A 10,364-nucleotide genomic window follows, 5' to 3' on the forward strand; every position below is an offset into this window, starting at 1 on the left:
ATTCGCGGATATAGTCGACCCCATGAGCAACCGTGACCAGATATCCCGTGTGGCCCTGAAGAAAATCACCCCCGACGTCTCCTCGGCGATGGGTTCCCTGCACGCCGCCGCGGTCGCCGCGGCACAGGACGCGAAAGTCGAACCGGAAATCCTGGAACTGCTCAGGATCCGCGCGTCGCAGCTCAACGGCTGCGCCTTCTGCCTCGACATGCACACCAAGGACGCCCGCGCCGCCGACGAGACCGAGCAGCGGATCTACGCCCTGAGCGCCTGGCGGGAGACCCCCTTCTTCACCGAACGGGAGCGCGCCGCACTGGCGTTGACCGAGGCCGTGACCTTCGTCGCCGACGGGCACGTGCCGGAGGAGGTCTACGCCGAGGCCGCCGGGGTCTTCGACGAGGCGCAGATCGCGGCACTGATCTGGGCGGCCACCGTCATCAACGCGTACAACCGCATCGCGATCGCCACACGGATGGTCCCGGGGGCTTATCAGCCCGCCAAGAAGTGAATTATCCCAGAGCTTGAAAAGAGAAAAGAAAAACGAGAATGCGGGCATCGGCGAATCCAGCCGATGCCCGTGATTCTTTCCGGGGCGCTAATGGTCCGGCAGCGGCTCCGCCAGTCCCTCCAGCCATTCCCGCCATTCCGGCGCCCGCACCGCGGGGCCGGCCTTGAGGTCCGCGCCCGCCCAGCCCGTCACCGGGCGGAGTCCGTGCAGGGCGTTCACCGTCCACACCTCGCGGCCGTCCAGCTCGGCCACCGTCCGCTCCCGGCGGTCGACGCGGAAGCCCTCGCGCACGGCCCGCTCCAGGACCAGCGCGGTCGTCACCGAGGGCAGCAGCGGCAGCCGGGACGGGGGCAGGCACAGGGTGTCCTCCTCCCACCACAGCACCCCGGCCGTCGGCGACTCCAGCACCACCCCGGACGGCCCGACCAGCACCGCCTCCTGGGCGCCGGCCCCGGCCGCCCGCGCCCGCACCTCGGCCAGCACGTCGAGATCGGGGCCCTTGCGCCGGGGCGCGGAGCGCGGGTCCGCCTGGCCCGCGGCCCACAGCCGGATCTCCGTGCCCAGCGGCGGGGCGTGCCGCAGCCGCAGCCGCAGGTCCGCCGAGCCTGCCGCGAGTTCGACCCGGGGGAACCACTCGCCCGTCCGCGGCAGCGCGGCCGTCACGTCCTGCCAGAACTCCACCAGCCGGCGCGGCCCCGGCCCGCCGCACTCCCCGCAGGCCCGCAGGAAACGCTCCCGGTGACGGTCGTACGCCCGGACCCGGCCGTCCCGCACCAGCCACGAGTCCGCGGCGAGCAGCGGGCCCTCGGCCGCCGGGACCGGTGTCAGTCCGCCGTCGGGCGACCAGCTCAGCAGTCCTGGCGCACTCATCCCGTCCTCCTCAGTACTTGCCGCCCGCCACCGCGGGCGCCCCGTGCCGGGGACCGTACGGGGCGTGTTCCAGCCATGATCCGCACGAGGGCAGCACGGGCGCGAGAGCCGCCGCCGCGCGCTGCCGCAGCCGTACGATCCGCCGGTGCGGACGCAGATGGCCGAGCGCGATCCCGGCCGCCTCGCTGTTGAACAGCCCGGCGGCCCGCCGTACCTCCGCGAAACCGTCCACGGCGGCGTCGGTCCCGGCGGCGATCGCCTCCGCCGCGGCCGCCGCGTCGGCGATCCCGCTGTTCATCCCGCGTGCCCCGAACGGCGGGAACAGATGCGCCGCCTCCCCCACCAGCAGCACCCGCCGGTGCGGGTCGGTGAAGGAGGCCGCGACCTTGCGCAGGAAGCGGTACGTCGACACCCACAGGATCCGCCCGTCGTACCCGTCGCCCACGACCGAGGGGAGCCAGCGGCGTACGGCGTCCTCCGTGCCGTACTCCTCCTCCCGGTCGTCGTCGAAGCACTGGAGGTCCACCTGGAAGCCGCCGGTGAACGGCACCCGCATCACACTGCGGCCGCCGACCCCCGGATGCTCGTAGTGGAAGACCCGCTCCAGCGGCAGCTCGGCGCCCGGTACGTCCGCGACGTCGACCACCACGTGGAAGCCCTCGCCCCGGGTGCCCTCCATGGCGATGCCCAGCGCGCCCCGGACCGCCGAACGCGCCCCGTCGGCCGCGACGGCGTACCCGGCGCCCCACTCCCGCCCGTCCTCACCGGTCAGCGTCACGCCCGTCCCGGAGGAGCGGACCTCCGCGATCCGCGCGCCCCAGACGAACTCCACGCCCGCCCGCGCGCACGCCCCGCGCAGGAAGCGCTCGGTGTCCACCTGACGCAGGCTGGTGAACGGGGGCAGCCCGGACGGGGGCGGGAAGGTGCGGGAGTACACCTCGCGCCCCCGGTACAGGGTGCGCCGGGTGTGCCAGGTACGGCCGTACTCCGTGATCTCGGCAGCCAGGCCCGGGGACATGCCGTCGAGCAGCCGCAGGGTCTCGCGGTGCACGAACAGGGCCCGGCTGCCCGGCCGTTCGCGGTCCTCGGGGTCCGCCTCCAGCAGGGTGACCGGGAGCCCCTGCGCGCGCAGGCCCAGCGCGGCCGAGAGGCCGACCGGGCCCGCGCCCACCACGATCACAGAGTTCACGCGTGGACGCTCTCTCGCGCCTCGGCCAGCATCCGCGTGATCTCCAGCCGCTTCACCTTCCAGGTGGCCGTCATCGGCAGCTCCTCGAACCGCCACTGCCTCGGCTCGGCCATCTTCGGCAGATCGGCCGTCGCGTCCCGCCAGCGCTCCGGATCCAGCGGCCGCTCCCCGCGTACGCACACCACCGGCACCGGCTCACGGTCCGCGCCCGGCACGATGACCACCTCACGCAGCTCCTCCAGGCGGTCCATCAGGGTGTCCTCGACCTCGAGATTGCTGTGCACGGCGTCGATCTGGTCGACCTCGCGGTCCATCAGGTAGAGGGCGCCCAGCCGGCTGCGATAGCCCATGTCGCCCATCTGCCACCAGCCGTCGGCGAGCTGACGGTCGTACTGCTCCTGCATGCCCAGATAGGTGAGGATGCGGCCCCGGGTGCGGGCCTCGATCCGGCCCGGTGTGCCGGGTCGCAGCCGCTCGCCGTCCGGGCCCGTCACCCGGACCCGGGTGAAGCCGGGGATGCCGGTGCCGACCCGGCGGCCGTCCGCGCGGGCCACCGAACGCCGGGTGAACCACTGGAACGCCACCGGGCCGCTCTCGCTCTGCCCGTACAGCTGGATCAGCCAGGGCGAGCGGCGCTTCGAGGCGTCGAGCAGCCGCCGTACCGTGCGCGGATGGATCGCGTCGAACGTCGAGCCGTACGACTTCACCCGCGACAGCGGGGCGCCCGGCGCGTCGGCCAGCTCCTCCCACAGCACGAACGTGTTGGGGTGCGTCTCGACGATCCCGGGGCGGTGGCGGACAAGGAGCGGGCCGACGGACGCCGGGTCCGGGTCGGTGATCAGCAGCAGCGGGCTGCCGAAGTGCAGCAGGACGCCGAGCAGATGGTAGAAGCGCGAGTGCACGAACGACATGTGCAGCGCCGCCACCTCGCCGCGGGTGGGCCAGCCCATCGCCTTCTGCGGCACGAGCCGGTTCCACATGGTGTTCGCGCAGTGCACGGCGAGCTTGGGCACACCGGTGGTGCCCGAGCTGTGGGTGATCAGGGCGGGTTCACGGGGGTGGAGGCGCACGGGCCGCGGGGTCTGCGCGCCCGCGTACTTCTGGAGCGACTCCGCGCCGGGCGCGTCGGCCACGGTGAGCGTGCGCCGCACCAGGGCATCGAGGTCCAGACCCGACAGCGGGCCGTCCAGCTTCGCGCCGTCGGTGACCAGCCACGGCCGCTGGAGGCGGGCGAGCAGCTTGCCCACCACTTCGCCCGCCAGCCCGGGCGACAGCAGCACCGGCACCGCGCCGATCCGGGAGACCGCGCAGGTCAGCAGCACGATGTCGACGTTGTCGGTCTTGTGGACGACGACCTGTTCGGAGGGCCGTACGCCCGCCTCCCACAGCATCCCCGACAACTCCTCGACCACCTCGGCCAGGATCGTGTAGCTGAGGGCGGTGCCGAGGTCGGGGTGGGTGTCCAGCGGGCGGTCCAGGGTGACGAACACGGCGCCGTGCCGCTCGGCCGCCCGGCGCAGCATCGGGCCCAGGTAGAAGCCGCGGTCGGCGAGAACGGGCTGCTGAGACATGTGACGGTTCCTCTCTGCGGTGGTCATCACGGTCACCAGGCCCCTTGGCGGACCAGATGGCGGCGGAGCTTGCCGGTGGGGGTGCGGGGGAGGGAGGGGACGAGGCTGACGCTGCGGGGGACCTTGAAGGCGGCGAGCCGTTCCCGGGACAGCCGCACCAGGTCCTCCTGGAGGCCCGGCGGCGCCGGGGTCCGCGCCGGGACGACGAAGGCGCGCAGCCGGCCCGCCCCGCTCGCGTCGGTGACGGCCGCGACCGCGACCTCCTTCACCGCCGGATGGGTGCGCAGCACGGCCTCCACCTCCAGCGGGGAGACGGTGATGCCGCCGACCATCTCCATGTCGTCGGCCCGGCCCAGATGGGTGAACGTCCCGTCCGGCTCGCGGCGCGCCCGGTCGTGGGTGTTCAGCCAGCCGTCGACGAGCGTGCGGGCGCTTTCCTCGGGCCGGTCGAGATAGCCGGGGGTGACCGTCGGCCCGTGGACCCACAGTTCGCCCTCCGCGCCGTCCGGCACCGGGCGGCCGGCCTTGTCGCGCAGCTCCACCTCGAAGCCGGGCACGGGGCGGCCGACGGTGCCCGGGTGGTTGTGGCCGAGGCTGTTGGCGCAGAAGGCGTGTCCGGCCTCGGTGGAGCCGATCTGCTCCAGGACCGGCGCGCCGAGCAGGTCGGCGACGCGCTCGCCGAGCCCGTCCGGCATGCCCTCGCCGGCCGACACGGCGGCCCGCACGGAGGCGAAGCAGGCCTCGTGGCCGCTGCCCCGGTCGGCGACCAGCGCCGCGTACGCGGACGGCACGGAGTAGAGCAGGGTCACCCGGTGCCGGGCGACCAGCTCGTCCACCGCGGCCGGAGTGGGGCGGCGGTCCACCAGGACCGCCGAGGAACCGGAGAACAGGGGGAAGACGAACGCGTTGCCGAAGCCGTAGGCGAAGAACAGCTTCGAGACCGACAGCGTGACGTCGTCCGGGGTGATGCCCAGCAGCGGCCGGCCGATGAGTTCGTGGTACGCCATCGGATCCGCGTGGGTGTGCACGACGCCCTTGGGCCGGCCGGTCGTGCCGGACGTGTACTGGAGGTAGAGCGGGCTGCCGGGACCGACCGGCCACGCGTCGGCGGCCGGTGCCGTGGCGGCGAGCGCGAGCAGCTGGTCGGCGCCGAGGCAGGCCCGCCCGGCGAACCGGTCGTCCTCCAGCCCCGGACCCGTCACGCACAGCACCGCACCGGTGTCCGTGGCCATGAACGCGTGGTCGGCGGCGGGGAGTTCGGGGTTGACCAGGACGGCCACCGCACCGAGCCGGGCGACGCCGAGGAAGGCCGCCACCCAGGCGATCGAGTCGGGCAGCGCGAGCAGCACCCGGTCCCCGGGCCGCACGCCCTGAGCGGCCAGGACCCCTGCCGCCCGCGCCGCGAGGCCGTGCACCTCGTCGTGGGTCCAGGTCCGGTGCCCCTGGTGGAACGCGGCCCGTCCGCCCCACCCCTCCCGCCCGGCCAGCTCGACGAGCCGGACGGCGAGGTTGGCGTCGAGGGACGGCGCCGGTGCGGTGGGGAGGGGGGCCGGGGTGAGCTGGGGAGTCGTCATCGGGCGCCCTCTTCCAGGGCGTCCGGGGCGGTCAGCGCGGCGGCGCCCGTGTACGCCCGCATCTGCGCGGCCGTCTTCAGCAGCATCTCGTCGTACTCGGCGACCGGGTCGGAGTCGAGGACGATCGCGCCGCCCGCTCCGAGGTGCATCCGGCCGTCGGCGAGCACGGCGGTACGGATGACGATGTTGAGGTCGGCGCCGCCGCTGCACCCCAGGTAGCCGAGGGCGCCGGAGTACACGCCCCGCGCCTCGGTCTCGATGCCGTCGATGATCTCCATCGTGCGCAGCTTCGGCGCGCCGGTCATCGAGCCGCCGGGGAAGCAGGCGCGCACGCAGTCCACGGCGTCCGTGCCCTCGCGCAGCCGGCCCTCGACGGTGGAGACGAGCTGGTGCACGGTCGCGTACGTCTCGACGGCCATCAGCCGGGACACCCGTACCGTCCCGGTCCGGCAGACCCGGCCCAGGTCGTTGCGGAGCAGGTCGACGATCATCAGGTTCTCCGCGCGGGTCTTGGCGTCCGCCGCCAGCGCGTCCCGGAGCCGGGCGTCCGCCAGCGGATCGGAGCCGCGCGGTGCGGTGCCCTTGATCGGCTTGGTCTCGGCGACGCCGTCCCTGGTGATCCGCAGGAACCGCTCCGGCGAGGCGCCGGCCACGTCGAGGTCGCCGAACCGCAGGAAGGCCGCGTACGGCGCCGGGTTGACGCGCCGCAGCTCCCGGTAGAAGGCGTACGCCTCGGGCGGGGCGGGCAGCCGGGCCGCGTCGGTGAGACAGATCTCGTAGCTGGTGCCGGCCCGCAGCTCCCGCTGACAGGCCTCGATGTCGGAGAGGTACGTCGTCCGGTCGCGCGTCAGCCAGGGTTCGGCGGCGCCGAGGTCGGGCGCGGCCGGGGCGGGCGGTGCCTGCCGGTGGCCGCCGGGGGCGACGAAGGTGAGCTGGGCGACCGTGTGCTCCAGCCAGTCGGCGGCCTCGCGGGCGGCCTGCGGGGTGTCCTCGGCGAGACAGACCGCGTAGGTGAGCTCCTCCTCGTGGTCCACCGCGATCAGCCGGTCGGCGAACAGCCAGGCCGCGTCCGGGGTCTCGGCGCGATGGCGGTTCGGCGAGCCGCAGTCGGCCTTGGTCTCGTAGCCGAAGTAGCCGACGTATCCGCCGGTGAAGTCGAACGGGAGACCCGTGGCGTCGACCCGGCGGTTGGCCAGCTGCCGCTTGAGGTAGTCGAAGACGCTCGCGGTGACCTTGCGCGGGGGCCGTCCGGCCCGCTCGATCTCGCACCGGCCGGCCTCGACGTCGTAGCGGACGTACTCGGCGAGCGGGCCGCTGTCGTCGCCGAGGAAGGAGAAGCGCGCGAGGCCCTGCTCGACACGGGAGCTGTCCAGCCAGAACGACCGCGCCGATCCGGCGAACAACCTGCTGAAGACGGCCTCGGTGTCGACCGCTCCGGCGATCCGGCGGGTGTGCAGCCGGTAGGCGGGGAGGTTGCCCTGCCGGGGCCGGGGGATGGCCGGCCCGGCGATCGTGCCCGAGGGGACGGAGGTGTTCTTGGTGCGGGGGCGGCGGGCCCGCTCGGCGGTGAGGTTGCGGAAGTTCACCAGCATGCGGTGGCCGTACTCGGTGAGCACCGACTCCGGGTGGAACTGCACGCCCCACAGCGGCCGTTCGCGGTGCCGGATGCCCATCAGGACGCCGTCCTCGGCCCAGGCGGTGGCCTCCAGGGTGTCGGGCAGCGGCTCGTGCACGGCGAGGGAGTGGTAGCGGACCGCGGTGAAGTGCTGGGGGAGCCCCTGGAACAGGTCCCGGTCGTCGTGCCGCACCTGGGTCAGATGCCCGTGCCGGGGCTGCGGGGCGGGCGCCACCCGGCCCCGCTCCCCGAGCGCGATGCCCTGGTGACCGAGGCAGACGCCGAGCACGGGCACGGTCGCCTCGGCGAGCACCCGGGCGCTGATGCCGAAGTCACGGGCCGTTCCCGGATGCCCCGGACCGGGCGAGACCACGACGTTGTCGAAACCGCCGAGAACGTCTAATACGTCGATCCCGTCGGCACCGCCGGCGTCATTGTGGATCACCACCGGCTCCTCGCCGTTGACCTCGGCGATCAGCTGGAACAGGTTGTACGTGTACGAGTCGTAATTGTCGATGAGCAGGGTCTTCACCCGCCCACCTCCTTCGTCGTTCACGAACCTATACGGTCCGTCGTTTGTGCCGCCCACGCAGCGCCTGGAGCGGTGGGTACAGCCATTTCTTGAAGAAACGCTGAAGGCGCGGCATGAGAATCCAGGTGACGAGAGCCGTCACACACAGGCAGAGCAACAGCGTGCGAATGAACGGATTGAGGCCGCCGAGATAGGGCAGCGCGATCAGATTGAACAGGAGCACCGGAGGGAACACCGCGCTCATATTCACGAACCACAGTTTCCATTTCGCCGGCGGGGTCGGCGGAGCAGGTGGGGCCGGGGGTGGGGGCGGGGGCCCCTGGGTGTCGAACCACTGCTTCGACCCCTGCACGCTACGGCGGCCCGCCCGCTCGGCGATGCCGTGGGTGCGGACGTCCCACTGGACCCGGTCGGGCGAAACTTCCCAGGCCAGGGCCGTTTCCTCGGTGGCGAAGCGATAGACGACATGCCACTCCGCCTCCTGATCGACAAGGACGCCACCCCCGAGGAAACCCGGCTGCCGGGCACTGGCGCCCAGCATGGCCCACCCCCAGGTGTGGAAGTCGGCCTCACGGCCCGGCACCACGTGATAGGCCACGGTCACGGTGACGGGATTACTGCTCACGGGGTGGAGTACGGGGCGGGGGGCGGGCGCGTTCAAAGATTCAACGAGTTTTTTGTGGCCAACCTGTGAGTGTCCGGATCGCAACCTTTTGCCGGTGTTTCCGGCTCCTTGTCGTCATCTGTCTGGTGATACTCGGAGTAACTTCCGCCGAATTCCAGAAAGTGCTTGCCGTCGTCGCTCGGATGGTTGGACGATCGCGGTCCGAGATCGAAGGAGATCTTCATGTCCAGGTACGACTGGAAACTGACCGCCGGGGGCCAAGAAGGAATCGAACGGGCTCGTTCCGTGCTGGAATCCGCCCGTAAAGAGGTAACGGCCCACCCCATTTACCAGCGGATATCCGGGCCGGAACACCTCAGGACGTTCATGGCCCACCACGTCTTCGCCGTCTGGGACTTCATGTCCCTGCTCAAATCGCTCCAGCGCGAGCTGACCTGCGTCGACGTGCCCTGGGTGCCGCGTGGCTCGGCGGTGGCCCGTCGGCTCATCAACGACATCGTGCTGGTCGAGGAGAGCGACGAGCTGAACGGCGGCTTCACCAGCCACTTCGAGTTGTACCGGGCCGCCATGACCGAGGCCGGGGCCGACACCACCCGCGTCGACGCCTTCCTCGGCCTCATCGGCGAGGGGCACGATCTGTCGGCCGCCCTGCGCGTCGCCCGGGTGCCCGCCGCGGCGGCGGAGTTCGTCACGACGACCTTCGACATCATCGCCCACCGCCCGCTGCACTGCCGGGCCGCCGTCTTCGCCTTCTCCCGCGAGGACCTGATCCCTGACATGTTCGACCAGGTCGTCAAGGAGGAGGGCACGGACCGCTTCCCCCTCTTCCGCGACTACCTCGCCCGGCACATCGAGGTCGACGGCGAGGAACACACCCCCATGGCCCTCCAGATGGTCAGCGACCTCTGCGGCACCGACGACACCCGCTGGCAGGAGGCCGTGGAAACCGTCACCACCGCCCTGGAGGCCCGATCCCGCCTGTGGGACGGCATCACCGCGGCGATGACCTGACTCGCTGCGGGGCGGCTGTCCCAGGGCGGCCTTGTCCGTCGCGGGGCGGCCACTGTCCGTCGCCGGGTGGCTGTCGCAGGGCGGGCACTGCCTGTCGCGGGGTGAGTGCCGCGAGGCGGCCGACGTCCGCTGCGGGGCGGCCGAGGGGGCGGCTATCGCGGGGCGGCCACCGCTGTGGCGGCGCAGCCACCGCAGGGCAGCCACAGCCTGTCGCGGGCCGGCCGTCGCAGGGCGGCCATCGTGGGGCGGCCATCGCGGGGCAGCCACCGCCCGACGCCCGCCGCGGGCGCGCCCGCCGCGCAGCGGTCGCCGTGGCGGGCGGTCGTCCCCGGGTCCGACGGAGTCCGTCTCCTCGTGGACGGCGCTCGCCGCTTCGCCCCGCGCACTCCCCGCTACGTCACTTGCCGCATTGCCTCGGCTCCGGCCCATTGTTCCTGGGGCGGGCGGACGAACTCGCGGCGTTGCGGGCGCCCCAGGAACGCCCGTCCTCGCCGTCGTCGAGGGGCCCCAGCCATCGGCAGGACGGCGCTTTCTCACCGGCCTCCCCGGCTCCGGCGCGGAACACGACGCGCCCCTGCCGTACGGCGTCCTCGCCCGCCTCGCCAGCCGGGCGATCGCACGCGCGCCGGTCCTCGGCGCGAAGACGGTGGAGCACCACTGAGCCACGCCGGTCGCGGCTGGAGGCGCTCCGGGAGGATCTGGAAGCAGGGGCTGACGGCGGAGCTCGCGCCGCCCAGACCTCTGCCGTGACTCACGGAGTCCTGGGGGAACCTCCTAGGTCGTGTCCGCAAAGTGTCGGCGTCGTTGGTCCGTTCGTGGTGCGTCGTCATGAGCTGACTGATGAGTCGTGGGCGGTGATCGAGCCGTTG

General features: G+C 72.7%; 8 protein-coding genes. 2 read left to right on the forward strand and 6 right to left on the reverse strand.

The window, feature by feature from the left end; translation table 11 throughout:
* Nucleotides 1-22: 22 nt before the first annotated feature.
* Complete coding sequence (locus tag ABZ490_RS18550) at nt 23-508, forward strand: carboxymuconolactone decarboxylase family protein (protein ID WP_358990917.1); 486 nt, start codon at nt 23-25, stop codon at nt 506-508.
* Nucleotides 509-595: 87 nt separating this feature from the next.
* On the opposite strand, the gene ABZ490_RS18555 is transcribed toward ABZ490_RS18550, so the two are convergent.
* The 6 genes from ABZ490_RS18555 to ABZ490_RS18580 are packed head-to-tail and all read right to left on the reverse strand — an operon-like array spanning nt 596 to nt 8,484.
* Complete coding sequence (locus ABZ490_RS18555; protein ID WP_358990920.1) at nt 596-1,378, reverse strand: aminotransferase class IV; 783 nt, start codon at nt 1,376-1,378, stop codon at nt 596-598.
* A 10-nt stretch (nt 1,379-1,388) separates the two neighbouring features.
* A complete protein-coding gene (locus ABZ490_RS18560) occupies nt 1,389-2,567 on the reverse strand; it encodes an FAD-dependent monooxygenase (protein WP_358990924.1) in 1,179 nt (392 codons plus the stop codon).
* The gene (locus tag ABZ490_RS18565; protein ID WP_358990927.1) at nt 2,564-4,138 is read right to left on the reverse strand and encodes an AMP-binding protein; all 1,575 of its coding nucleotides are present in this window, start codon (nt 4,136-4,138) and stop codon (nt 2,564-2,566) included. The genes ABZ490_RS18560 and ABZ490_RS18565 overlap by 4 nt, the downstream gene beginning before the upstream one ends.
* A 32-nt stretch (nt 4,139-4,170) precedes the next feature.
* The gene (locus tag ABZ490_RS18570; RefSeq protein ID WP_358990930.1) at nt 4,171-5,712 is read right to left on the reverse strand and encodes a benzoate-CoA ligase family protein; all 1,542 of its coding nucleotides are present in this window, start codon (nt 5,710-5,712) and stop codon (nt 4,171-4,173) included.
* Complete coding sequence (gene pabB / locus ABZ490_RS18575; protein WP_358990933.1) at nt 5,709-7,859, reverse strand: aminodeoxychorismate synthase component I; 2,151 nt, start codon at nt 7,857-7,859, stop codon at nt 5,709-5,711. Before pabB ends, ABZ490_RS18570 begins: the two co-directional genes overlap by 4 nt.
* A 28-nt stretch (nt 7,860-7,887) precedes the next feature.
* Nucleotides 7,888-8,484, reverse strand: a complete 597-nt coding sequence (locus ABZ490_RS18580; RefSeq protein WP_358990936.1) for a hypothetical protein — start codon at nt 8,482-8,484, stop codon at nt 7,888-7,890.
* A gap of 222 nt (nt 8,485-8,706) precedes the next feature.
* On the opposite strand from ABZ490_RS18580, the gene ABZ490_RS18585 reads away from it, so the two are divergent.
* A complete protein-coding gene (locus tag ABZ490_RS18585) occupies nt 8,707-9,495 on the forward strand; it encodes a DUF3050 domain-containing protein (protein ID WP_358990939.1) in 789 nt (262 codons plus the stop codon).
* The last annotated feature ends 869 nt before the right edge of the window (nt 9,496-10,364 follow it).

The organism is Streptomyces sp. NPDC005811, assembly GCF_040630405.1.
Classification (GTDB): domain Bacteria; phylum Actinomycetota; class Actinomycetes; order Streptomycetales; family Streptomycetaceae; genus Streptomyces.

Bases quoted from the DNA above. Each gene is read 5' to 3' on its own strand.
- ABZ490_RS18550 (WP_358990917.1), top strand. From the start codon at position 23: ATGAGCAACCGTGACCAGATATCCCGTGTGGCCCTGAAGAAAATCACC.
- ABZ490_RS18555 (WP_358990920.1), bottom strand. From the start codon at position 1,378: ATGAGTGCGCCAGGACTGCTGAGCTGGTCGCCCGACGGCGGACTGACA.
- ABZ490_RS18565 (WP_358990927.1), bottom strand. From the start codon at position 4,138: ATGTCTCAGCAGCCCGTTCTCGCCGACCGCGGCTTCTACCTGGGCCCG.
- ABZ490_RS18570 (WP_358990930.1), bottom strand. From the start codon at position 5,712: ATGACGACTCCCCAGCTCACCCCGGCCCCCCTCCCCACCGCACCGGCG.
- ABZ490_RS18585 (WP_358990939.1), top strand. From the start codon at position 8,707: ATGTCCAGGTACGACTGGAAACTGACCGCCGGGGGCCAAGAAGGAATC.